Origin of the sequence: Photobacterium piscicola, assembly GCF_900166965.1 — a bacterium.
GTDB classification, from domain to species: domain Bacteria; phylum Pseudomonadota; class Gammaproteobacteria; order Enterobacterales; family Vibrionaceae; genus Photobacterium; species Photobacterium piscicola.
In genome coordinates, this window is sequence record NZ_FUZI01000005.1 from 145,983 (window position 1) to 170,508 (window position 24,526).

19 protein-coding genes are annotated in these 24,526 nt (G+C 43.7%); 11 read left to right on the forward strand and 8 right to left on the reverse strand.

Annotated features, from left to right (window positions below):
* The first annotated feature begins 384 nt into the window (after window positions 1-384).
* On the forward strand, window positions 385-2,304 hold the full coding sequence (locus tag CZ809_RS14505) for a methyl-accepting chemotaxis protein (protein WP_080158294.1): 1,920 nt from the start codon (window positions 385-387) through the stop codon (window positions 2,302-2,304).
* A gap of 93 nt (window positions 2,305-2,397) precedes the next feature.
* Here CZ809_RS14505 and lpdA read toward each other — a convergent pair whose 3' ends face one another.
* From lpdA to ampD, 5 genes are all read right to left on the reverse strand, one after another.
* Complete coding sequence (gene lpdA / locus CZ809_RS14510; protein WP_080158295.1) at window positions 2,398-3,828, reverse strand: dihydrolipoyl dehydrogenase; 1,431 nt, start codon at window positions 3,826-3,828, stop codon at window positions 2,398-2,400.
* 196 nt (window positions 3,829-4,024) lie between these two features.
* Window positions 4,025-5,896, reverse strand: a complete 1,872-nt coding sequence (aceF, locus tag CZ809_RS14515; RefSeq protein ID WP_080158296.1) for a pyruvate dehydrogenase complex dihydrolipoyllysine-residue acetyltransferase — start codon at window positions 5,894-5,896, stop codon at window positions 4,025-4,027.
* A gap of 12 nt (window positions 5,897-5,908) precedes the next feature.
* Complete coding sequence (aceE, locus tag CZ809_RS14520) at window positions 5,909-8,572, reverse strand: pyruvate dehydrogenase (acetyl-transferring), homodimeric type (RefSeq protein ID WP_080158297.1); 2,664 nt, start codon at window positions 8,570-8,572, stop codon at window positions 5,909-5,911.
* An 81-nt stretch (window positions 8,573-8,653) separates the two neighbouring features.
* A complete protein-coding gene (pdhR, locus tag CZ809_RS14525) occupies window positions 8,654-9,427 on the reverse strand; it encodes a pyruvate dehydrogenase complex transcriptional repressor PdhR (RefSeq protein WP_080158298.1) in 774 nt (257 codons plus the stop codon).
* Window positions 9,428-9,734: 307 nt separating this feature from the next.
* A complete protein-coding gene (gene ampD, locus CZ809_RS14530) occupies window positions 9,735-10,280 on the reverse strand; it encodes a 1,6-anhydro-N-acetylmuramyl-L-alanine amidase AmpD (RefSeq protein ID WP_080158299.1) in 546 nt (181 codons plus the stop codon).
* A 294-nt stretch (window positions 10,281-10,574) separates the two neighbouring features.
* Between ampD and nadC the strand changes: the two genes are divergently transcribed.
* The 9 genes from nadC to mutT all read left to right on the forward strand — a co-directional run bounded on the left by nadC (window position 10,575) and on the right by mutT (window position 18,290).
* Entirely contained in the window at window positions 10,575-11,462 is an 888-nt protein-coding gene (gene nadC, locus CZ809_RS14535; RefSeq protein WP_080158397.1) for a carboxylating nicotinate-nucleotide diphosphorylase, read from the forward strand.
* 370 nt (window positions 11,463-11,832) lie between these two features.
* On the forward strand, window positions 11,833-12,249 hold the full coding sequence (locus CZ809_RS14540; protein WP_080158300.1) for a pilin: 417 nt from the start codon (window positions 11,833-11,835) through the stop codon (window positions 12,247-12,249).
* 2 nt (window positions 12,250-12,251) lie between these two features.
* Window positions 12,252-13,937 carry a type IV-A pilus assembly ATPase PilB gene (gene pilB / locus CZ809_RS14545; protein ID WP_080158301.1) on the forward strand — a complete coding sequence of 562 codons (1,686 nt, stop codon included), beginning with the start codon at window positions 12,252-12,254 and terminating at the stop codon, window positions 13,935-13,937.
* A gap of 52 nt (window positions 13,938-13,989) precedes the next feature.
* A complete protein-coding gene (locus tag CZ809_RS14550; RefSeq protein ID WP_080158302.1) occupies window positions 13,990-15,210 on the forward strand; it encodes a type II secretion system F family protein in 1,221 nt (406 codons plus the stop codon).
* Window positions 15,211-15,273: 63 nt separating this feature from the next.
* Window positions 15,274-16,149, forward strand: a complete 876-nt coding sequence (locus tag CZ809_RS14555; protein WP_080158303.1) for a prepilin peptidase — start codon at window positions 15,274-15,276, stop codon at window positions 16,147-16,149.
* A 3-nt stretch (window positions 16,150-16,152) separates the two neighbouring features.
* Window positions 16,153-16,758, forward strand: coding sequence for a dephospho-CoA kinase (gene coaE / locus CZ809_RS14560; RefSeq protein WP_080158304.1), 606 nt, complete (start codon window positions 16,153-16,155; stop codon window positions 16,756-16,758).
* A 46-nt stretch (window positions 16,759-16,804) separates the two neighbouring features.
* A complete protein-coding gene (gene zapD, locus CZ809_RS14565; protein ID WP_080158305.1) occupies window positions 16,805-17,542 on the forward strand; it encodes a cell division protein ZapD in 738 nt (245 codons plus the stop codon).
* A gap of 7 nt (window positions 17,543-17,549) precedes the next feature.
* Window positions 17,550-17,750, forward strand: a complete 201-nt coding sequence (yacG, locus tag CZ809_RS14570) for a DNA gyrase inhibitor YacG (RefSeq protein ID WP_080158306.1) — start codon at window positions 17,550-17,552, stop codon at window positions 17,748-17,750.
* Window positions 17,751-17,882: 132 nt separating this feature from the next.
* Window positions 17,883-18,290: an 8-oxo-dGTP diphosphatase MutT gene (mutT, locus tag CZ809_RS14575; RefSeq protein ID WP_080158398.1), complete on the forward strand. Its 408-nt coding sequence runs from the start codon at window positions 17,883-17,885 to the stop codon at window positions 18,288-18,290.
* A 236-nt stretch (window positions 18,291-18,526) separates the two neighbouring features.
* Here mutT and secA read toward each other — a convergent pair whose 3' ends face one another.
* Window positions 18,527-21,262: a preprotein translocase subunit SecA gene (gene secA, locus CZ809_RS14580; protein WP_080158307.1), complete on the reverse strand. Its 2,736-nt coding sequence runs from the start codon at window positions 21,260-21,262 to the stop codon at window positions 18,527-18,529.
* Window positions 21,263-21,710: 448 nt separating this feature from the next.
* Here secA and CZ809_RS14585 point away from each other — a divergent pair, with 448 nt between their 5' ends.
* Complete coding sequence (locus CZ809_RS14585; protein ID WP_080158308.1) at window positions 21,711-22,169, forward strand: DUF721 domain-containing protein; 459 nt, start codon at window positions 21,711-21,713, stop codon at window positions 22,167-22,169.
* Window positions 22,170-22,234: 65 nt separating this feature from the next.
* Here the strand turns inward: CZ809_RS14585 and lpxC are convergent, their stop codons facing one another.
* Both lpxC and ftsZ read right to left on the reverse strand, forming a co-directional pair.
* Window positions 22,235-23,152, reverse strand: coding sequence for a UDP-3-O-acyl-N-acetylglucosamine deacetylase (gene lpxC / locus CZ809_RS14590; protein ID WP_045028092.1), 918 nt, complete (start codon window positions 23,150-23,152; stop codon window positions 22,235-22,237).
* Between the two features lie 225 nt (window positions 23,153-23,377).
* Window positions 23,378-24,508, reverse strand: a complete 1,131-nt coding sequence (ftsZ, locus tag CZ809_RS14595) for a cell division protein FtsZ (protein WP_080158309.1) — start codon at window positions 24,506-24,508, stop codon at window positions 23,378-23,380.
* Window positions 24,509-24,526: the final 18 nt, after the last annotated feature.

A 24,526-nucleotide genomic window follows, 5' to 3' on the forward strand; every position in this document is an offset into this window, starting at 1 on the left:
CCTTGGAAGTTAAATGATCTCTCACTGATCAGTCATTGCGATTTAATCTATACCTGACATCTTAACGGCTAATTAGAGATCAAAACTGTTAAATACCATAGCATTTTTAACCTAAAATTAAAATAAGTCGATGTTTTACAACATTCACAGTTTTAATAAATATCGCCTCAGTCACCGCTAAATATTGATAACCCTGCCACTAAATCTCATGTGACAAGTATCAATATTGCTCACTAAAGTTAGCGCTAGCTCATATTGCGCGCCATAAATCACTAAAGTTTTTTCATAAATACGCCGATACATAAGCCTGTATTTTCATTTCACCGACCATCATGACGTAACCACGTATGGTCTGTTCATTTGCTCATAAATATAAGCCGTCTTATGAATTACAAACATTTAAGCATCAAATCAAAACTGATCATCGCCATCACCATGGCGGTACTCGCTTCAACGACCTTAGTCAGTGTCCTTAGTCAAAGCCAAGTTCGCGCAGCCATTACCACTCGAATCTTAGACTTAGAATTGCCCTCGATCTTGTTGCAAATTCGTAATAATGTCGAAAAAGAAGTCACTCAGTTACAATCAGCCGCAGAGCAACTTGCCAATAACAGCTACGTTATCGACAGTGTGTTAGCCACCAAAGCCCCGCAAGATAAAACCCGTTTAGTCAAAGAATTACGTAATATTCAGAATCAATACCAGTTATTAGATGTCTCTATTGCTAACCGTCACAACGGCGATTACTGGAACCAAAATGGTTTTTTACGCCAACTGACCCCTCAACAAGATCAATGGTTTTTTGACGCTATTCAAGCGAACCACACTCGCAGCCTCAGTATCTTTAGAGAAAAAACTGGTGAGGTAAAACTGTTTGTTAACTATCAGCAACCACAGGGTGATACTTTAGCGGGGCTCTCTAAATCTCTTGATGATATGGCAAGTTTTATTAGCCAATTTAAAATTGAACAAACCGGATTTGTCTATTTAGTCGATAGTAAAGGCACCATTAAAATCCATCGTGATAACGACAAAATGCTAGGTCACAATTCAATTACGACCTTATTTGATTCAACCGTGGCCACCACCTTATTAAATAAACAAAGTTTTAGTGTGATAGAAACAAAGAGTAATAATGAAGATGTCTTTTTAGCAGCGAGCTACATTCCCGCCATGGATTGGTATGTGATTGGCGAACTTCCAAAAAAAGAAGCCTTTGCTGCCCTCACGACTATTCGTAATCAAGTTATTTTATTTACCGCCATTATTGCTGCAATCTTTATTGTTATCGCTATTTTTCTCGCCAGCAGTATTACTCGCCCAATTAAAAACCTAGCATTAATGTTTAAGAATCTTGGTGAAGGCGATGGTGATTTACGCCACCGTTTAAACGTTGAAGCTAATGATGAAATTGGACAATTATCATCAGGATTTAATGGCTTTATTGGTAAGATCCACCATTCAGTGATTGACGTTGCAGAAACGGGGAACGCCCTTCGTCAAGCGGCAGAATCAGTGGCATCTCAAGCTCAATTAACCCTTGATAATAGCCATAGCCAACGCGATAGAACCTTATTGGTTGTAACTGCAATCAATGAAATGGGAGCAACGGTTAATGAAATTGCCAGTAATGCCGCCCTCGCCGCCGAATCGACTCAACAAGCCGAACAACAAACCCATGATGGTCAGCAAGTGGTGAGTGAAGCCCGCAATACCATTAATCAACTGTCATCCGATATCGGTCAGGTTAGTGATGTGATTGATTCATTGGCTAATAACACTCAATCTATTGGCAGTATTTTAGATGTGATTCGAGGAATTTCAGAACAAACAAATCTGTTGGCATTAAATGCTGCCATTGAAGCGGCACGAGCGGGAGAACAAGGACGCGGGTTTGCCGTGGTTGCCGATGAAGTTCGCAATCTTGCTAGTCGAACGGCAACTTCGACAGATGAAATTCAAACGATGATTAACCGCTTACAACAAGAAGCATCAAATGCCGTTAGTGCAATAGAGCAAAGTCGTCAGCTATCAGACAATGGCGTCTCAGCATCTGATCAAGCCTCTACCGCTTTAATTTCCATTGCGGATCGTATTAGCTTAATTGCCGATATGAATACTCAGGTCGCAACGGCAACCGAAGAGCAATCAATTGTGGTGCGCGACATTAATTGCAATATTGAAGAGATCAATGAAACCACTCAGTTAACCGCAGAAACAGCAGAGCAACTGGCAGATTCTAGCCAATCATTGCGCCAACTTTCACAGCGTTTGGATGATATGGTCGGCACTTTTAAATTGTAATTATCAACCTTAAATCGCTATCGGTTTACAAAACTATAGCTAACAAAAAAGCGCCCTTAGGCGCTTTTTTATTTACAAAGCATTAAGCAAGAATTACTTGTTACGCTTTACTGCTTTTGCATTTGGCAGGTCAGTGATTGAACCTTCAAATACTTCTGCTGCAAGACCAATTGATTCATGCAATGTTGGGTGAGCGTGAATTGTTAATGCGATATCTTCCGCATCACAACCCATCTCGATCGCTAGACCGATTTCACCTAATAATTCACCACCGTTAGTACCTACGATAGCACCACCGATAACGCGGTGAGTGTCTTTATCGAAGATCATCTTAGTCATACCATCAGCACAATCAGATGCGATAGCACGGCCAGATGCAGCCCATGGGAATGTAGCAACTTCGTAGTTAATGCCTTCAGCTTTCGCTTCTTTCTCAGTCTTACCTACCCACGCCACTTCTGGCTCAGTGTAGGCAATTGAAGGAATAACTTTAGGATCGAAGTAGTGCTTCTTACCTGAAATAACTTCAGCCGCTACGTGACCTTCATGCACACCTTTGTGAGCAAGCATTGGTTGGCCAACAACGTCACCAATCGCATGAATGTGAGCAACGTTAGTACGCATTTGCTTATCAACGTGAATAAAGCCACGCTCATCAACATTGATACCCGCTTTCTCAGCATCGATTAGCTGACCATTTGGTACACGACCGATAGCAACAAGTACTGCATCATAACGTGTAGGTTCCGCAGGCGCTTTCTTACCTTCCATTGAAACGTAGATACCGTCTTCTTTCGCTTCAACTGCTGTCACTTTCGTTTCAAGCATTAGGTTGAATTTCTTCGCAATACGCTTAGTGAAGACTTTAATGATATCTTTATCAGCTGCTGGAATAACTTGATCGAACATCTCAACAACGTCGACATCAGAACCTAGCGCGTGGTAAACCGTACCCATTTCAAGACCAATGATACCGCCGCCCATAATCAGTAACTTTTGAGGTACTTCTTTAAGCTCTAGCGCATCTGTTGAATCCCAAATACGTGGGTCTTCATGTGGAATGAAAGGCAGTTTAATTGGGCGTGAACCCGCAGCGATAATTGCATTGTCAAAAGTAACAGTCGTTTGACCATCAGCACCTTCAACAACGATTGAATTAGGGCCAGTAAATTTACCGTAACCGTTAACCACGTTAACTTTACGCATCTTAGCCATACCGCCAAGACCGCCAGTAAGTTGGGTAATTACTTTATCTTTCCATAAGCGGATTTTATTAATATCGGTTTGTGGCTCACCGAAAATCACGCCATGTTCAGCCATCGCTTTTGCTTCTTCGATAACTTTCGCTACGTGAAGCAGAGCTTTTGATGGAATACAACCGACGTTAAGACATACGCCGCCAAGAGTATTAAATTTTTCGATTAGAACCGTATCTAGACCTAAGTCTGCACAACGGAATGCCGCAGAATAACCAGCAGGGCCTGAACCCAACACCACTACCTGGGCTTTAATTTCTTTGCTCATCATGACCTCGTTGTAAGTCTTTTATCCCTAACAGGCTATCAGCTACGCTGTACTTTTTAATGCTAAATTCACCGTCAAATTGAGTAACAAGTTTACAGACCTGTTAACAACATGAAAAATAAATTACTGCAGCCTGTGAGCTAAACAACAATTCCATGCCTACTTAAGGTAGGCATGGCGTTGTGGATGTGAAACCTTATAGTACCAAACGACGGATGTCAGATAGACAACCATTTAAGTAAGTAATGAAACGTGCACCTTCAGCACCATCAATCACACGGTGATCGTATGATAGTGATAATGGCAGTTGTAGACGCGGTTCAAACTCTTTACCGTTCCATACTGGCTTCATTTCAGACTTAGATACACCAAGGATACCTACTTCTGGCGCATTCACGATTGGTGTGAACGCAGTACCACCTAAGCCACCTAGGCTTGAGATAGTGAAACAGCCACCTTGCATATCTGATGCAGTTAGCTTACCAGCACGTGCTTTCTTAGAGATAGTCATTAGCTCTTCAGATAGCTCGTAAATACCTTTCTTGTTCACGTCTTTAAATACAGGAACAACCAAGCCATTCGGTGTATCTACCGCGATGCCGATGTTGATGTATTTCTTCAAAATCAAGCTCTCGCCATCATCTGATAGTGAAGAGTTGAATGAAGGGAACGCTTCCAGTGCTTTCGCTGCCGCTTTAAGAATGAACACTAGTGGCGTGATCTTCATGCCAGAGTCTTTCTTCGCTTCGATAGCGTTTTGGTCTTTACGGAATGCTTCAAGCTCAGTGATATCTGCATTATCCCACTGTGTAACGTGTGGAATCATTACCCAGTTACGGTGCAGGTTCGCGCCAGAAATCTTCTTAATGCGAGACAGCGGCTTAACTTCAGTGTCACCAAACTTGCTGAAGTCAATCTTCGGCCAAGGTAGTAGACCTAGAGCTGCGCCATCGCCTTTACCTGAAGCCGATGCTGCAGCACCAGATTCAAGACGCTTAAGTGCATCTTTAACGAAGCTTTGAACGTCTTCTTTCAGAACGCGGTTCTTACGGCCTGTACCTTTTACTTTCGCAAGGTTAACGCCAAACTCACGTGCTAGACGACGAACAACAGGTGATGCATGTGCATAATCGTTGTTTTCTTCAAAATCGCCCGTTGTTGCAGCAGCTGGAGCTGATGCAACAGGTGCCGCTGTAGGCGCAGGTGCTGCCGCTTGAACAGGAGCCGCCGCAACTGCAACCGGTGCTGCGCCAGCAACTTCAAAGATCATGATTAGCGAGCCAGTAGAAACCTTGTCGCCAGCAGCGATTTTGATTTCTTTGATAGTACCTGCAAACGGTGCTGGTACTTCCATTGATGCTTTGTCGCCTTCAACAGTAATTAGAGATTGCTCTTCTTCTACTGTATCGCCAACCGCAACCATGATTTCAGTGACTTCAACTTCATCACCGCCGATATCAGGCACATGAACTTCTTTTGCTGCTGCAACAGCAGGTGCCGCCGCTACAGGTGCTGCTGCTTGAGCAGGAGCCGCTACTGGCGCTGAACCAGCAACTTCAAAAATCATCACTAGTGAGCCAGTTGAAACTTTATCACCTGTTGCGATTTTAATTTCTTTTAGTACACCAGCGAACGGTGCAGGTACTTCCATTGATGCTTTATCGCCTTCAACGGTAAGTAGTGATTGCTCTTCTTCGATGCTGTCGCCGATAGCAACCATGATTTCAGTGACTTCAACTTCATCACCGCCGATATCAGGCACATGTACTTCTTTAAGCTCAGCGGCTGCCGCTGCCACAGGTGCTGCTTCTGCTACAGGAGCTGCTACCGCTGCGCCTTCAGCTTCAAAGATCATGATCAATGAACCAGTAGAGACTGAATCACCCACCGCGATTTTAATTTCTTTTACGATACCCGCTTGAGAAGCAGGCACTTCCATTGATGCTTTATCGCCTTCAACAGTGATCAGTGATTGTTCTTCTTCAACCTTGTCGCCAACGCTAACAAGAATCTCAGTTACTTCAACCTCATCCGCACCGATATCAGGTACATTAATTTCGATTGCCATTATATTTGCCTCTTACGCGTATAGCGGGTTGATCTTGTCTGCATCAATGTTGAATTTAGCAATTGCATCTGCAACAACAGAATTCTCAATGTCACCACGTTTTGCCAATTCAGAAAGTGCAGCAACAACAACGTAGCCTGCATTAACTTCAAAGTGACGACGTAGGTTAGCGCGGCTGTCTGAACGACCGAAGCCATCAGTACCCAGAACTTTAAATGACTCAGAAGGCATGAACGCGCGAACTTGTTCTGCGTAGTTCTTCATGTAGTCAGTCGCAGCGATTGCAGGCTCAGAACCCATAACCGTTGTGATGTAAGGTACTTTCTGCTCCGCTTGTGGGTGCAGCATGTTATAACGCTCTACATCTTGACCGTCACGGGTTAATTCGTTGAATGATGTTACTGAGTAAACATCAGATGCAACGCCGTAATCATCACTTAGAATTTGAGCCGCAGCGCGCACTTCATTCATGATAGTACCTGAGCTCATTAGCTGAACTTTGTTGCTACCAGCATAAGATTCTAACTTGTAGATACCCTTACGAATGCCTTCTTCAGCGCCTTCAGGCATGCCAGGCATTGCGTAGTTCTCATTCATTACTGTTAGGTAGTAATAAATGTTCTCTTGGCTCTCACCATACATGCGACGAATACCGTCTTGCATGATAACCGCTAGCTCGTAAGCAAACGTTGGATCGTAAGAGATACAGTTTGGCACTGTGTTAGCCATGATGTGTGAGTGGCCATCTTCGTGCTGTAGACCTTCACCGTTCAGGGTAGTACGACCGGCAGTAGCACCTAATAGGAAGCCACGAGCTTGTTGGTCACCAGCCATCCACGCCATGTCGCCAACGCGTTGGAAGCCAAACATTGAGTAGTAAATGTAGAACGGAATCATTGGTAGGTTGTTAGTGCTGTATGATGTTGCAGCAGCAACCCAAGATGCCATTGAACCTAATTCGTTGATACCTTCTTGCAGTACCTGACCTGAGTTTGCTTCTTTGTAGTAAGAAACAACGCCACGGTCTTCTGGAGTGTAAGTTTGACCCGCAGGGTTGTAGATACCCACTTGACGGAACAGACCTTCCATACCAAATGTACGCGCTTCATCACAGATGATAGGCACGATGTTCTTACCGATATTCTTATCTTTCAATAGAATATTAAGCGTACGAACGTAAGCCATTGTGGTAGAGATTTCACGCTTTTGCTCAACCAGCAATGGTGCAAACTCTTCTAGCTCAGGTACTTTAAATTCTTGAGTGAACTTAGGGCTACGCTTAGGTGTGTAACCTAATAGTGCTTCACGACGAGCGTGTAGGTAGTTGTACTCTGCAGAGCCTTGTTCAAGCTCTAGGTAAGGCAATGATTTAATTGCTTCATCAGAGATAAGATCTTGTAGACCTAAACGATCACGTAGGTATTGAACATGAGTCATGTCCATTTTCTTCACGCCGTGAGCGATGTTCTTACCTTCTGCTGCTTCACCCATGCCGTAACCTTTAACAGTTTTAGCAAGAATAACAGTCGGCTTACCTTGAGTATCTTTTGCATTGGTAAATGCAGCAAATAGCTTAGATGAATCGTGACCACCACGTTTCAGTTCAAAGATTTGCTCATCTGTCATGTCAGCAACCAGTGCCGCAGTCTCAGGGTATTTACCAAAGAAGTGCTCACGTACATAAGCGCCATCTTTAGATTTAAATGTCTGGTAGTCACCATCGATAGTTTCGTTCATTAACTGAAGTAACTTACCAGTAGTGTCTTTTGCTAGTAGTGAATCCCAGTTGTTACCCCAGATCACTTTAACCACATTCCAGCCAGCACCTTTAAATAGGCCTTCTAGCTCTTGAATGATCTTACCGTTACCCATAACCGGACCATCTAGGCGCTGTAGGTTACAGTTGATAAGGAAACATAGGTTATCTAGCTTCTCACGCGCAGCGAAAGAAATCGCACCACGTGATTCTGGCTCATCCATCTCGCCGTCACCTAGGAACGCGTAAACACGTTGCGCTGAAGTGTCTTTAAGACCACGGCCTTCTAAATATTTAAGGAAACGCGCTTGGTAGATCGCAGAGATAGGACCTAGACCCATAGATACCGTTGGGAACTGCCAGAATTCAGGCATTAACTTAGGGTGTGGGTATGAAGGAATACCTTTGCCATCAACTTCTTGACGGAAGTTATCAAGCTGATCTGCTGTTAAACGGCCTTCAACGAAAGCACGAGAGTAGATTCCTGGAGAGATGTGACCTTGGTAATAAACCAAATCGCCGCCATCCACGTCATTAGGTGCGCGGAAGAAGTGGTTAAAACATACTTCATAGAAAGCCGAAGCAGACTGGTAAGACGCCATGTGGCCGCCTAGGTCTAAATCTTTCTTTGAAGCACGCAATACGATCATGATCGCGTTCCAGCGAATGATAGAACGGATACGACGCTCTAGCGTAGTATCACCTGGGTACGCAGGTTCTTGCGCCGCAGGAATCGTATTAATGTAATTAGTGTTGATGCCTGTTGCCATATCAACACCATCTAAACGTGCTTTATCCAATACTTGCTCTAGTAAGTACTGTGCGCGTTCAACACCTTCTTCACGGACTACTGATTCAAGGGCTTCTAACCAATCTTGAGTTTCCAGTGCATCCACGTCACTCTTCATGACTTCAGACATGCGATCTATCCTTTCGTTATAATCAATCAACTAAACTAACAATGTCGCGACTTGCAAATGGCCTTTGGCTGATAAAGAACCCTAGTCAAGCCCGTCCTTGCGTTGCTGGATTCGGCGAAGAGAGCGTTGACGCCTGCTATCTTCTCGCGATAAATCCAACAAAGTTTCCTCAATGTAAGCCAAATGTGCATGGGATGCTTCACGCGCCTTTTTAGGCTGTTTTGAAACAATCGCCGCAACAATATTGGCCCTATGTTTGCTCACCTTATCCACCACCGCTTGATGACGATTAAGGTATTCAAAATTCTGTAATACGTTCTGTTCCAACAATGGCGCTAAACTACGAATAATGTGCAATAACACCACATTATGTGCCGACTCTGTAACCGCAATAAGGTATTGCATTACCGCAGTTGCTTCGGCGGCTAAATCGCCTTGTTGTTGTGCTTGTTGAATCCGCACATGACAATCTTTAATACGATCAAAGTCATCATCATTACCACGCAGGGCCGCATAATATGCCGCTAATCCCTCTAGCGCATGGCGCGCTTCAACTAAATCTAATTGTGTTTCAGGGTGTGCCGCTAATAAATCGAGCAGTGGCTCAGAAAAACTTTCCCACAAATTTTCTGTCACAAATGTGCCGCCACCTTGACGACGCGTCAGTAAATGTTTGGCTTCTAAGCGTTGAATCGCCTCACGAACAGAAGGGCGAGAAACATCAAATTGCTTTGCTAGTTCACGCTCAGGAGGCAGTTGTTGTCCCGGAGATAACGTCCCTTCAACAATCAAACACTCAAGCTCTTTTTCGATAGCCTCACAAAGTTTGGGTTGGCGAATACGTTTATAGGTCATTATGATGAATGCTTCTTATAATCAATCTGCTTCATAACAAAACTAACAATACGGGTAATTGGTATTACCAATTTGCTGACGTGGAAAGTTTACAGAAATAATCGTGAAAGTCCACACTCAACTTGATTGAAATCATAGAACGCGCATTCGTTAACACAACTTAAACACATACAACCACATCAAATAACAATCAATCAGACACTAAGCGACCAACTAAATTCCATTCTGATGCTAAGTAAAAGAAGATTTAGATAAAAAGCCTATGATTTATCAGTACTAATTAACCAATCTATTAATAATTCACCGCTTACAATTGGCCTTTATAGCCATGCCAATCAAACACTAATCCGGGATCTGTTTTTCGCCCAGGCGCAATAAATTCATGCCCGGTAATTCGCTGGCGCGTAATAGCAGGATACTGCTGCATTATTTTTTGGGTAAGAGTGGCTAATGTTTCATACTGACACGATGTAAAAGGTAAATAGTCACAACCTTCAAGTTCAATGCCAATCGAATAATCGTTACATTTATCACGCCCTTCAAAGCAAGAAATTCCCGCATGCCATGCTCGCGCATTAAACGGTACGAACTGAATAATACTCCCATCACGGCGAATCAAACAGTGAGCCGAAACGCGGAACTGATGAATTAATGCGAAATAAGCATGTTCGTTAGGATCAAGCCGCCCCGTAAATAACTGCTCAATGTAAGGTCCACCAAACTCCCCCGGCGGCAAACTAATGTTATGCACCACCAGCAGTGAAATATCATCATCAGGGCGAGTATCACAAAATGGCGATGGCACGTGTTTAACGTCATCAAGCCAGTGATCGCGATTAATGGTTAAAGTCATATCAACCTCAAAGTAAAGAAATAGGTATCGAGTATCGTAGGAAAAACTAAAACTATCTCTCTGTAAATAGTCACGGAAAAAAAGATTCCACACGCCCCCAGCTCTTCCTGCTTTCCCTCGCTCCTCGAAAACTATCAACCTCGCCCCCGCTTCCCCTCGTAACTCTTAACCTCATCACTCGCTACTCGCCCCCGCTTCCCCTCGAAAACTGAATCTATTCCCTGTATGCTTTTGCTATCACTCGCGGTAATTCACTTACCGGCAAACTCTTGCTATGGATACGACATGACGACTATGGAACAGAAACACGACAGCAGTGCTCGCCTTACTTACCTTAAACAGCAACTACCGCTAGAAATCACTCGCGCCGTTGCTGATACTCTGCGTGAAGATTTAGGTGGTGAGATTGATGCTAGCCGTGATATTACCGCCAATTTAATTGCCGCGAATAGTCACAGCACCGCCACTATTATTACCCGTGAATATGGCGTTTTTTGTGGTCAATTGTGGGCCGATGAAGTGTTTGCCCAATTAGGCGGTGAAGTGGTGATTGAGTGGCAGGTTACCGATGGTGAGGTAGTCAAACCCAACCAAGTATTATGTACCCTAAGTGGCCCATCACGAGCATTACTCACTGGTGAGCGTAATGCGATGAACTTTATTCAAACCTTATCAGGTTGCGCCACCCTTACTGCGGAATATGTAAACCAACTGGTCGGCACCAATACTCGTCTATTAGATACCCGAAAAACCGTTCCCGGCTTGCGCAGCGCCCTTAAATACGCGGTCAGTTGTGGTGGTGGTTTTAACCATCGCATTGGCGTGTTTGATGCATACTTAATTAAAGAAAACCACATCATGGCTTGCGGTGGCATTGAAAAAGCAATCGCCACGGCCAAGCAATTAAACCCCGGCAAACCGGTAGAAATAGAAACCGAATCGCTAGCCGAATTAGAACAAGCGATTGCCGCTGGCGCAGATATTATTATGCTGGATAATTTTTCATTAGAGATGATGCGTGAAGCGGTAAAAATTAACGCAGGTCGTGCGGCTTTGGAAAATTCTGGTGATATTACTCTGAATAATATTCGCGAATGTGCGTTAACGGGTGTAGATTATATTTCAGTCGGTGCGCTAACCAAGCATGTGCGAGCAATGGATTTGTCGATGCGGTTTAGGTAGTCCGCGAGGAAGAGCAGGTATAGAGGGGCGAGGAAGAACAGTTTTTATCTCGCCACTCGTCTCGTTCCTGGTTTTCCTCGTCCTTGCTCTCCCTTTCTCCACTTCACCCTCGCCCCTTGTTTTCCTTAATCCCTTTTCTCTTGCTTTTCCTGCTCTCCCTCGCCCCTTATTCACCTCACAACCTGCCTCATTTCTGCGCCCCAACTCCAGCCCTATTTTGTAACTGCTGCAACAATGGCACAAATAATTCAAACTGCGCCGAGCAATAACACCACTGTTATTCAATCAATATCTTAAGCCTTTTATTCTAGTTCCACAGCACTACCCCTTTGTCCATGTTGGACAACTTAAAACCTTCAAGGAATGGAATATGAAAAAGCAACAAGGCTTTACTCTTATTGAATTGATGATCGTAGTGGCGATCATTGGTGTGTTATCAGCAATTGCAGTTCCAGCTTATAAAGATTATGTGGCTAAAAGTGAAATGGCTTCAGCTATGGCCACAATGAAAGCCCTTATCACTCCAGCAGAATTAGTGATTCAAGAAGAAGGAGAGATTAGTGGTGGTGTTACTACATTAAATATTGCAGCAGACGCTAATCCACTAGGGGAAATAGATGTTGCAGATAATGGTTTAGGTCTTACGTTTGAGTTTAAATCAGGGTCTTTAGATACTAAAAAACTAACATTTAATCGTGATGCTGATGAGGGTTGGAACTGTCTCGCAGATAAGGGCATGCCACCAGTTGATGGCTGTAAAGAAGACACAACAAAACCAAAACCATAACCATGCAAACCAACCTCGCCTCGATCCTGTTCCAAGCTGAGTTAATCAGCCGCGAGCAGGAGCAGCAAATAGTCGAGTCGGTGACGGCGGAAGGGATCAATGTCCCGACCGCCATTACTCGCTTAGGCATCATGGCGGATGATGAACTGGCACGTTCATTATCACACCTGTTCAATCTAGATCGAGTGGATGTCCACCACTATGACTTTCAAGGTTGCTGTCAAAGTGTCTACCAACGTGAACTGGTATTACGCCATCGCGTGCTGCCGCTTGCGCAAGACAATAGCACCCTTTTCGTCGGCCTTAGCGATCCTACCAATGTCGAGGCGCAAGATGAATTTCGCTTCGCTATTGGTAAGAACGTTGAAGCACTGTTATTAGACAATAAACAACTTGAATCGGCGATTCGACGGGTTTATGGCAGTGATATCGGTGATGTTGGTAACAGCCGTCAAATCAGTGATGAAGATTTAGGTAACTTAATTGATATCAACGATCTTGAACTTGATGAAGCCACCGATTTAAGCCAAGACAGCGCTCCGGTTACTCGTTATATCAACCAAGTCTTAATGGATGCCCTGCGCCGTAAAGCATCCGACATTCACTTTGAACCCTATGAAACCAGCTATCGAATTCGATTTCGTTGTGATGGCATTTTACATCAGCATTTAACACCGCCTGCCAGTTTGTCGCGGCGGTTATCAACCCGTTTGAAGGTAATGTCGAAGCTCAATATTGCCGAACGCCGTCAACCACAAGATGGCCGCATTAAACTTAAATTATCAGAGTCACTGGCAATTGATCTGCGGGTGTCGACCCTACCAACCTTGTGGGGCGAGAAAGTGGTACTGCGAATTTTAGACAGTTCCAGTGCCAGCTTAAACATTGATATTTTAGGATATAGCGATGCTCAAAAGCAGGCTTATTTAACCGCGCTGCAACGCCCGCAAGGGATGATTTTAATGACTGGCCCTACAGGTAGTGGCAAAACCGTATCGCTCTATACCGGTTTAAGTATTTTAAACACTGACGAGCGCAATATTTCTACCGCCGAAGATCCGGTTGAGATCAACCTCCAAGGTATCAACCAAGTTCAAATCAATAATCAGGCTGGACTTGGATTTGCTGAAGCATTGCGATCGTTTCTACGTCAAGACCCAGATGTAGTAATGGTCGGTGAAATTCGTGACCTTGAAACTGCCGAAATTGCGGTTAAAGCGGCGCAAACTGGGCACTTGGTGTTATCAACCCTGCACACCAACTCAGCTGCGGAAACCATTACCCGTTTAACCAACATGGGGGTGGAAGATTTTAACCTTGCCTCATCACTGAGTTTAATTATTGCGCAGCGGTTAGCACGTCGATTATGCAGTCACTGTAAGCAACCGCATCTGCTTGATGACTTAACTTGTGAACGCTTAAAACTGCCACTTAACACTAGTGTTTATCAAGCCCATAAAGAAGGCTGTGATGATTGCAACAAAGGCTATGTTGGCCGAGTGGGTATTTATGAAGTGATGCAATTTAGCCGTGAAATTGCTGAAGCATTAATGCAAAACGCCACCAGCTTACAATTAGAAGATATTGCTGCCAGCCAAGGCATGCAACGACTACGCGAATCAGGAGTAGATAAATTAGTTGAAGGCATTACTAGCCTTGTCGAATTACAACGGGTACTACAACTCTAATAACATCACTCGACTTTACTTTCCATCACTGTATTTTTAAAAAGGATCTCTTATGGTTGCTGCCACTAAAATTCGTTACTACCAATGGCGGGGCATCAATCAAGCCGGACGTAAAGTCTCAGGGGTCACAATGGGATTTCAAGAACAAGAAGTCCGTCATCAGCTCACCGAGCAAATGATCAATATTAAAAAGATCAAACGCACCTCTCCCAGCACCTTAAATCGACTTCGCAACCAAATGAAACCCGAAGATGTCACCATGGTGACGCGTCAATTATCGACTATGGTTGAATCAGGCGTTCCTGTAGTACAAGCATTAACCTTAATGGCTAACAGTCACCACAAAGCAGAAATGCGCGCCACCCTAATTCAGGTAACCAATCAAGTTGAGGCCGGATCATCATTAGCCAAAGCAATGCGCTCTAGCTCACCTTTGTTTGATAAATTTTATTGTGACTTGGTTGATACGGGTGAGCAAACCGGCCACCTTGGACAAGTATTTGGTCGCATTGCGGTGTATCGTGAAAAAGCCGAAGCTATGCGAAAAAAGATCATCAAAGCGATGATCTACCCTTCGATGGTCTCTATCACCGCTATCTTAGTAACAGTATTAATGCTGGTGTTTGTTATTCCTCAATTTGCGGCTATTTTTAGTGGCTTTGGCGCAGAACTGCCGTGGTTTACGCGCCAAGTAATGAAAGCGTCTGATTTTTTAATTGATTATGGTTATTATCTTGGCGGTGGCATTGTGCTTACCATCGTTATCTACCGCTATTGCTATCGCCATTATTATGGTTTTCATTATCGTGTCGATAAACTGAGCCTAAAGCTGCCGATTGTTGGGGGAGTATTACTTAAAGCGACCATTTCTCGTTTTGCTCGTACTCTCGCCACCACCTTTAATGCTGGTATTCCACTATTAACTGGCATTCAATCAGCGGGAAAAACCAGTAATAATCTTTATATCGAACAAGCGATTGATGAAGTCTATAACAGTACCGCCGCCGGTATGCCATTATACTTAGCCCTGCGTCAAGCCGATGTTTTTCCAGAATTAATGCTGCAAATGGTGATGATTGGTGAAGAATCGGGGGCACTTGATGATATGCTCAATAAAATGGCACAGTTATACGAAGATGATGTTGATAATACTGTTGATAATCTGGGCCAAATTATGGAACCGTTTATTATCATTATTCTTGGTATCATTATCGGTGGTTTATTAGTCGCGATGTACATGCCTATCTTTACGCTAATGAGCGTTATAGGGTAATTACACTCCAATCAATAGCCGTGACATTAACGTTATCAAATGTATTTTTTAAGAGAGTATTGCATGGCTGTACTGAGTTATTACCCGTGGCTGTATCCACTGTTTGCCACGATTTTGGGGTTGTTGATTGGTAGTTTTTTAAATGTGGTTATTTATCGACTACCGATCATGATGGAACGTCAGTGGCGTCAAGAATGCCATGATTGCTTTCCTGAACTTGATGTACCGCTTCAAAATGATCCAACGCCATTTAATCTCAGCGTTCCCCGTTCTCGGTGCCCCCACTGCAATCATGCTATCAGTGCGCTAGAAAATATTCCGCTTATTAGCTGGTTAGTATTAAAAGGCAAATGCCGCGAGTGCCATGCGCCGATCAGTAAGCGCTATCCCGCAATTGAACTTCTGACCGCGATTATTAGCCTAACCGTCGCGCTTATGTTGCCGCCAACTTGGTGGGCAGTTGCTGTTTTAGGCGCAAGCTTTGCTCTGATCGCGCTGACCTTTATTGATATCGACAAAATGCTACTGCCGGATCAAATCACGCTGCCATTGATGTGGGCGGGCATTTTATTGGCCTTAAGTGGTATCAGTCCGGTTTCATTAACTGATTCTATTATTGGCGCAATGGCGGGGTATTTATCGCTGTGGTCGGTATTTTGGGCGTTTAAATTACTGACCAAAAAAGATGGCATGGGCTATGGTGATTTTAAACTACTGGCGGCGATTGGCGCATGGGTAGGCTGGTCATTATTGCCATTTGTGGTGCTACTTTCCTCTCTTGTCGGCGCAATATGCGGCATTATCATGCTACGTATCAAGCAGGAAGATCAACAAACCCCGTTCTCTTTTGGACCATACCTTGCTGTCGCTGGCTGGATTGCTATGCTATGGGGCCAACCAATTTTAAATTGGTATGTTGGCTCTTATTTAGGATTCTGATTGATGACAATTGTAATTGGTTTAACCGGTGGTATTGGCAGTGGTAAAACAACCGTCGCTAATATGTTTGCTGACTATGGCATCGATTTAATTGATGCCGATATTATCGCCCGTGAAGTAGTGGCAGTCGGCAGTGTCGGTTTAGCCCGCATCACGGAAAAATTCGGTAATCACATACTGCTAAGCGATGGCAACCTTGATCGTAGCCAACTAAGAACCGCTATTTTTAGTGATCCACAACTCAAAAACTGGCTCAATCAACTGCTTCACCCGTTGATACGTGAAAAGATGTTAGCTGATATAGAGCGTGCTACATCGCCGTATTGTCTGCTGATTGTGCCGTTAATGATCGAGAATAACCTGCAAACCCTAACCGATCGATTACTGGTGGTTGACGTTGACCAACAAACACAGATAATGCGTACCCAGCAGCGAGACAATGTATCGCTTGAGCAAATAAAAAATATTCTTGCAGCGCAAGCTTCGCGCCAACAACGGCTCGATGCTGCCGATGATATCATTTGTAATAACGGTGATAATCAGGCACTGTTGACGCAAGTTGCTCAGCTACATCTGCATTATCTTGCTCTAGCGCAAGCAGCAAAATAACGCTTAGCGCGCATTCATTATTTTTTGGCTTCCACTGGTTTCCGTTATGCAAATACATCGCTATGAACACCCTCTCAATGAAAAAGTGCGTATTTACCTACGCCTAGAACACTTACTCAAACAATTACATGACAGCAGCGACCTTAGCGACCCATGGCAATATACGATTTTCTTTAATGCCTTATTTGATCTGTTAGAGTTAATAGAACAAATTCCGGTTAAAACTGATCTTGCGAAAGCGCTCGATAAGCAAAGCACTAAATTAAAAGCATGGTTAGACTATGACGGTGTTGATCCAACCGCGATTCAATCATTACTCGATAACATGAGTCATGCTCAGAAAAACTTATTAGCTGCACCACGTTTGGGCCAAAGCCTGCGTGAAGATCGTTTTCTAAGCTCGATTCGTCAACGTTTCTCTATTCCTGGTGGCACTTGTAGTTTCGATCTGCCAGCGCTGCACTTTTGGCGTCAAATGCCATTAGAAGAACGTCAACAAACGACTCAAGCATGGCTTGACCAATTAGCTGAAGTCGATGAAGCACTCAAGCTATGGCTACACTTAGTCCGTCAATCAGCACAATACCAACCACAATCAGCACATAATGGTTTTTTCCAAAATGATGCAAGCCTATCGTGTTTACTTCGTATTGAAATCGATGCAAGCTATGGTGTTTATCCTGTAGTATCAGGTCATCGCAGCCACTTCTCTATTCGCTTTTCTCCTTATGAAGAAGGCTCGACAGTGGCAAGTAATATCGACTTTAAACTAGCTATTTGCTGAGGTAACTATGTCACAATCTCAACCGACAGTGGTGAAATGCCCAACCTGTAAAACGGATGTAGTGTGGGGCGAACAAAGTCCATACCGTCCATTTTGCTGTAAACGCTGCCAATTGATCGATCTTGGTGAGTGGGCAGATGAAGAGAAATCTATTGCAGGTGCACCTGATATGTCAGATGCCGATGGTTGGTCAGAAGATACCTACTAACTCTTCATTCAGCGACAAAGTAACGGATAACTGATTAAGGGCGAGCCAATGTCAACATTAGCTCGCCCTTTTTAATAACAATATTTTTCTTGTCTGATTTTATGTAGGTACGATCTTATGTCAAAAGAAGTTATGCCTAAAAAACGTGTTTGGATCGCAGCAGGGATCATTTTAAATTCAACCCAAGATCACATCTTTATTACTCGTCGCCACGCCAATGCTCATCAAGGTGGATTATGGGAATTTGCAGGCGGCAAAGTAGAAGCCAATGAGACTGCTGAACAAGCGGTTATTCGTGAACTTAACGAGGAAGTAGGGATTCAAGTCACTACGCTAACGCCATTGATTAGCCTTGCTCATGATTACCCTGATAAAGCCTTACAGTTTGATTTTTTCGCCATCACAGCATTCACAGGTGAAGCATGTGGTAATGAAGGCCAAGCCGGATTGTGGGTCGCCATTGACGATCTTGAGCAATACCCATTCCCTGAGGCTAATGCGGCGGTATTGGCGAAGATAGTTGAGGTTTATGGGGGATAATTTATTCCGTCATCCCGGAAATTGAGGTACGAAATTATCCGGGATCTACTCACAATGAGCTTGAGCCTAACAGATACCAAAAATAATATTAACTCTACGGCGTATGAATAGTAGATTCCCTATCTCGTTCGTAACCTCACTGTAGGGAATGACGGTAGGTTTCTTACACTAAAAATTACAGCCATAAAAAAAGGTCGCTCAAAAGCGACCTTTTTTATTACAGCTTAACGGCGATCTTAGTCGATCTTACCGTGACACTGCTTGTATTTCTTACCAGAACCACATGGACAAGGCTCATTACGGCCGACTTTACGCTCTTCGCGTTCAAACGTACCTTGATGGCCATCGTCTTCTGCTTGAGATGATTCATCAACAATCTGATTGTCAGCATTTTGATGTTGGAATTGTTGACGACGCGCTAGCATTTCTGCCATTTGACGACGTTCTTCTTCCATGCGATCAACTTCTTCCTGCTGCTGTACTCGTACCTTACTTAGGATAGAAACAACATCACTCTTTAAGTTATCAAGCATCTCTTCAAACAGTTCAAACGACTCACGCTTGTACTCTTGCTTAGGGTTCTTTTGTGCATAACCACGTAGGTGAATACCTTGACGAAGATGATCCATCGCCGCTAGGTGTTCTTTCCATAACGTATCGAGGTTTTGCAGCATAACCGTTTTCTCAAAGTTACGTAGCACTTCAGCGCCAACAACTTGTTCTTTTTCACGGTATAGCTCAAATGCTTTTTCGATGATACGTTCACGCAACGCTTCTTCATAAAGCTTATCTTCAGTGTCTAACCAATGTTTGATTGGTAGCTCTAAATCAAAGTCTTCTTTTAGACGCGCTTCTAGACCGTCGATATCCCACATTTCTTCTAGCGATTGCTGCGGAATGTAGTTATCAATGATGGCATTCAACACGTCTTCACGGTTGTGCTCAATCATTTCGCTGATATCGTTCGCATTCATCAACTCATCACGTAGTTCATACACTACCTGACGCTGATCGTTAGCCACATCATCAAATTCAAGTAATTGCTTACGAATATCGAAGTTACGACCTTCAACTTTACGTTGCGCGTTTTCGATAGCTTTTGATACCCATGGGTGCTCAATCGCTTCGCCTTCTTCCATACCCAGCTTCTTCATCATGCCTGAAACACGATCAGAAGCGAAGATACGCATTAGGCCATCTTCCATTGAAAGATAGAAACGAGAAGAACCTGCATCACCCTGACGACCAGCACGACCACGTAACTGATTATCGATACGGCGTGATTCATGACGCTCAGTACCAAGAATGTGTAAACCACCCGATGCTAATACGGCATCATGTTTGATTTGCCAATCAGCACGAATTTTAGCAATTTGCTCAGCCGTTGGATCAGTTAGCTTCTCAACATCTGATTTCCATGAACCACCCAACATGATATCGGTACCACGACCGGCCATGTTAGTTGCGATAGTTACCGCACTTGGCGCACCCGCTTCAGCGATGATGTCTGCTTCTTTTTCGTGGAATTTCGCATTCAATACGTTGTGCTTGATACCGGCTTTTTTCAGTGCGTTTGATAATAGCTCTGATTTTTCAATCGACACAGTACCGACAAGACATGGCTGACCGTTTTTAACACGCTCGGTAATATCTTCACTGATCGCGGCAAATTTTTCAGCTTCAGTCATGTAGACTAAATCGCCGTTATCAATACGTGCCATTGGACGGTTAGTCGGTAACACTACTGTATCTAGATTATAAATAGACTGGAATTCAAACGCTTCAGTATCCGCTGTACCTGTCATACCAGATAATTTTTCGTATAAACGGAAATAGTTCTGGAAGGTAATCGATGCCAAGGTTTGGTTTTCGTTTTGAATCTTAACGCCTTCTTTCGCTTCAACAGCTTGGTGAAGACCTTCAGACCAACGACGACCTGGCATAGTACGGCCAGTATGCTCATCGACAATGACAACTTCATCGTCTTGCACAATATAATCGACGTCTTTTTCAAACAACACGTGTGCACGTAAACCGGCATTAACGTGGTGTAGTAAACTAATATTAGCCGGAGAATATAGGGTATCGTTCTCTGCCATAATATCGTTGGTAATCAACAATTCTTCAATGAATTCTTGACCCGTTTCGGTAAAGTGCGCTTGCTTTGATTTTTCATCAACGGTGTAGTGACCTTCACCACGGTAATCGGCGCTGTCTTCTTTATCTTGACGTACCAATAACGGGATTAGCTTGTTCACTTTGATGTACATTTCTGAGCTATCTTCAGCTGGACCTGAGATAATCAGCGGTGTACGCGCTTCATCGATTAGGATGGAGTCAACTTCATCGACAACCGCGAAGAAGCGTTCACGTTGAACACGATCTTCAGGGCGGAATGCCATGTTGTCACGTAGGTAATCAAAACCAAATTCATTGTTAGTACCGTAAAGTACATCGGCGGCGTAAGCTTCTTTTTTCGCTTGCGGTGACATATTTGGTACGTTAACGCCAACAGTCATGCCGAGGAATTCAAATAATTCACGGTTAGTTTCGGCATCACGCGCGGCTAGGTAGTCGTTCACTGTTACGATGTGAACACCTTTACCGGTAAGTGCGTTAAGGTATGACGGCAATGTTGCAGTAAGAGTTTTACCCTCACCAGTACGCATTTCAGCAATTTTGCAGTCATTTAGAACCATGCCACCCAGTAGCTGGACGTCAAAGTGACGCATGCCATAGACACGGCTTGATGCTTCGCGAACAGTCGCAAAGGCTTCTGGTAGTAGTTGATCTAGCGTTTCGCCTTGATCTAAACGCTCACGAAATTCAGCTGTTTTTGCTTGCAGCTCATGATCTTGTAGGCTTTCAAACTGAGGTTCTAGCTTATTGATTTGATCAACAATTTTGCGCATACGACGCAGAGTGCGGTCGTTACGGCTACCGATAACTTTAGTCAGTAGTTTTGATAACATGGTGATGCCGTTTTCTCTTTGTTATATCAGCGTTTCTATTGCTGAATCGCTTAATTCGGGTTTCATTCCTTGGGGGACCTAAGCCATCCCTATCCCACAGGAATCGTCACAACGGTGACTAAGAGGTTAATCCTAAAACGTGTAATATTGATATTGTGTCGCGATAGTCGCTTTTCAAGGGCTAACATTACTATCCTAGCAAAAAGCATCACGCTCAATGCTAAACTAATACAATTTATTGCCGCTTCAGTACAAAAAATCCAATGCTTGCTGTTGCCAGGCAGACATATCATTCAACATATACTAACCTATATGCCTGATATGATAAGTCATATTAGTGTCATCGCCTATGATAAAAGCCACAGCAAATGTTTTTATCTTTGAAAAATTAAGATCATATCCGCAAAAGTGACATTTTTATTCTGTTGCATATTCAGGAACTAAAATCATGAGAGATCATCGTCCACAAACCGCAGCACATCTACTTGATAGTGATGGTCTAACATCGATTCAACAACGGGCGGCGGCGTTAAGTAAACTTGATAGCGCAGTTAAAGCCCATCTCAATTGTGCCGAACATTGCCGCGTCAGTAATTACCGCCAAGGGGTACTGATCATTGAAACCGCATCTGCGGCGTGGTCAATGCGACTCAATTATGAACGTTACCAATTAATAACCAAATTACGTGAAAAACTATTACCTAAATTGCAAGATATTGAAGTAAAAGTAAATCCAACCCTTGCAGCAGTCGCTATTCGTAAGCAAGAAAAAATTCCCGATATTATTCAAAAGCCAATCAGTGATGTGGCTGCACAACATTTATTAGCCACCGCTGAAAATGCGCCGAATAAAGTCAAAGCTTGCCTTGAACGGTTAGCGAAGTTGGCGAAAAAGAAAACCAGCTAAATCACAGATACAAAAACGCCGAACAAATATGCTCGGCGTTTTTTAATACAAGGTAATTGCGTGATTTACGCCAATACCATACCCGGTTGAGCAAAAGTGACTGGCACTTCACGCTCATCTTCAAAGGTTGACCACTCATAGGCTTCTTGATCAGCCAATACTGCGCGCAGTAGTTGGTTGTTCAGCGCATGACCTGATTTATAAGCGCGCATTTCACCAATGATATTGTGACCACACATGTAAAGGTCACCAATGGCATCCAATACTTTGTGAGTGACAAGTTCATTGTCAAAACGCAAACCGTCATCGTTCAGGATACGGTAGTCATCCAGTACAATTGCGTTATCAAAGCTACCACCAAGACACAAGTTTTGTGACTGAAGGTATTCGATATCGCGCATGAAACCGAAAGTACGTGCACGGCTAATCTTTTTAACAAAAGACTGGCTTGAAAAATCTAACACTAGACGCTGCTGATCTGAATCAATCGCAGGGTGGTTAAAGTCGATAGCAAAATCGAGACGGAAACCGTTATAAGGTACGAGTTCCGCCCACTTGTCGCCATCTTCAATGCGAACAGGCTTTTTAATACGTAAAAAACGCTTGGGCGAATTTAGCGTATCAATACCTGCTGATTGAAGCAGGTAAATAAATGGGCTTGCGCTACCATCCATAATAGGAATTTCAGGTGCATCAACTTCGATAATCACATTATCGATACCCATACCGGCTAGTGCAGCATTCAAGTGCTCAACAGTTGAAATGCGCACGCCTTGTTCATTCACAAGAGCGGTACATAACATGGTATCGCGCACTGAGTCTGCATTTGCAGGGAAATCCACAGGTGGATTAAGGTCAGTACGGCGATAAATCACGCCAGTATTTGCGGCTGCAGGACGCAGGATAAGCGTCACTTTACGTCCAGAGTGGAGGCCCACACCAGTCGTCTGCACAATGCTTTTAAGTGTACGTTGTCTGATCATCTGCTTTATATCTCAACGGTTAAACAAACTTTTGCTTGCAAACTTATTAGGTGAATAGAAACTATTCTCAACACCGAATTGGTGAATTGAACACTTATCATACCATAACCTAAAAAATATCCAAAATAATTCACTGCGGATACAAAAGAGCATCTTTTGTGGTGAAACAAAAGATGCAACTCTTACTCAGCTAAATTAGCCGCCACAATCAATATGTTGGCTATTTTAGTCCGCTTGCTTACGCAAGAATGCAGGGATATCTAAGTAATCATGATCCGCACCCTGAGTTTTAGCTTGTTGAGTTTCAACAGGCTTCTCTTCAGCGATTGCAGCAGGTTTTTCCTGTGCAACAGCAGGGGCTGGTTTTGATGACGTTACTAATGTGATATCAGGCTTACACTCTTTACCAATGCCTGTTGCCACTACGGTTACACGTAGCTCATCAGTCATATCTGGGTCAAGTGATGTACCGATAACCACAGTTGCGTTATCAGAAGCGAATGCTTTAACTGTGTTACCCACAGTTTCGAATTCGTCTAGACGCATGTCCATACCAGCAGTAATGTTAACTAAAACACCACGTGCGCCAGCAAGATCGATATCTTCTAGTAATGGGCTAGAAATTGCCATTTCAGCAGCTTCTTCAGCACGGTCATCACCAGCAGCAACACCACTACCCATCATTGCATGACCCATTTCCGACATTACGGTACGTACGTCCGCAAAGTCGACGTTGATCATGCCAGGGCGAGTGATTAGCTCAGCAATACCTTGAACCGCATTCTTAAGTACGTCGTTTGCTTTCGCAAAGGCATCAAGTAATGTGATACCACGACCAAGTACTTTAAGTAGCTTTTCGTTAGGAATAGTAATTAATGAATCAACATGCTTAGAAAGCTCATCAATACCTTGCTCTGCAAATGCCATACGCTTCTTACCTTCGAAGCTAAATGGTTTAGTCACAACAGCAACAGTAAGAATACCAAGCTCTTTCGCTACTTCAGCAATGATTGGTGCAGCACCAGTACCGGTACCACCACCCATGCCCGCTGCAATGAAGATCATGTCAGAGCCTTCAAGCTCTTTCTTGATTGCTTCACGATCTTCTAGCGCTGAATCACGGCCCACTTGTGGGTTTGCACCAGCACCCAAACCTTTAGTGATATCACCACCGATTTGAATAACAGTACTTACGCTTGTTTTACGAAGAGCTTGTGCATCAGTGTTAACACTAATGAACTGCACGCCTTCAATAGACTCACGTACCATGTGATCGACTGCATTACCGCCGCCGCCGCCAACGCCAATGACCTTAATTACAGCTTCATCAGACATTTCCATCATCGGTTCAAACATTTGTTCTCTCCGTTATCC

What these genes read in the sequence shown, in the direction of transcription:
- CZ809_RS14505 (WP_080158294.1), top strand. Translation starts at nt 385, where the DNA reads ATGAATTACAAACATTTAAGCATCAAATCAAAACTGATCATCGCCATC.
- lpdA (WP_080158295.1), bottom strand. Translation starts at nt 3,828, where the DNA reads ATGAGCAAAGAAATTAAAGCCCAGGTAGTGGTGTTGGGTTCAGGCCCT.
- aceF (WP_080158296.1), bottom strand. Translation starts at nt 5,896, where the DNA reads ATGGCAATCGAAATTAATGTACCTGATATCGGTGCGGATGAGGTTGAA.
- aceE (WP_080158297.1), bottom strand. Translation starts at nt 8,572, where the DNA reads ATGTCTGAAGTCATGAAGAGTGACGTGGATGCACTGGAAACTCAAGAT.
- pdhR (WP_080158298.1), bottom strand. Translation starts at nt 9,427, where the DNA reads ATGACCTATAAACGTATTCGCCAACCCAAACTTTGTGAGGCTATCGAA.
- ampD (WP_080158299.1), bottom strand. Translation starts at nt 10,280, where the DNA reads ATGACTTTAACCATTAATCGCGATCACTGGCTTGATGACGTTAAACAC.
- nadC (WP_080158397.1), top strand. Translation starts at nt 10,575, where the DNA reads ATGGAACAGAAACACGACAGCAGTGCTCGCCTTACTTACCTTAAACAG.
- CZ809_RS14540 (WP_080158300.1), top strand. Translation starts at nt 11,833, where the DNA reads ATGAAAAAGCAACAAGGCTTTACTCTTATTGAATTGATGATCGTAGTG.
- pilB (WP_080158301.1), top strand. Translation starts at nt 12,252, where the DNA reads ATGCAAACCAACCTCGCCTCGATCCTGTTCCAAGCTGAGTTAATCAGC.
- CZ809_RS14550 (WP_080158302.1), top strand. Translation starts at nt 13,990, where the DNA reads ATGGTTGCTGCCACTAAAATTCGTTACTACCAATGGCGGGGCATCAAT.
- CZ809_RS14555 (WP_080158303.1), top strand. Translation starts at nt 15,274, where the DNA reads ATGGCTGTACTGAGTTATTACCCGTGGCTGTATCCACTGTTTGCCACG.
- coaE (WP_080158304.1), top strand. Translation starts at nt 16,153, where the DNA reads ATGACAATTGTAATTGGTTTAACCGGTGGTATTGGCAGTGGTAAAACA.
- zapD (WP_080158305.1), top strand. Translation starts at nt 16,805, where the DNA reads ATGCAAATACATCGCTATGAACACCCTCTCAATGAAAAAGTGCGTATT.
- yacG (WP_080158306.1), top strand. Translation starts at nt 17,550, where the DNA reads ATGTCACAATCTCAACCGACAGTGGTGAAATGCCCAACCTGTAAAACG.
- mutT (WP_080158398.1), top strand. Translation starts at nt 17,883, where the DNA reads ATGCCTAAAAAACGTGTTTGGATCGCAGCAGGGATCATTTTAAATTCA.
- secA (WP_080158307.1), bottom strand. Translation starts at nt 21,262, where the DNA reads ATGTTATCAAAACTACTGACTAAAGTTATCGGTAGCCGTAACGACCGC.
- CZ809_RS14585 (WP_080158308.1), top strand. Translation starts at nt 21,711, where the DNA reads ATGAGAGATCATCGTCCACAAACCGCAGCACATCTACTTGATAGTGAT.
- lpxC (WP_045028092.1), bottom strand. Translation starts at nt 23,152, where the DNA reads ATGATCAGACAACGTACACTTAAAAGCATTGTGCAGACGACTGGTGTG.
- ftsZ (WP_080158309.1), bottom strand. Translation starts at nt 24,508, where the DNA reads ATGTTTGAACCGATGATGGAAATGTCTGATGAAGCTGTAATTAAGGTC.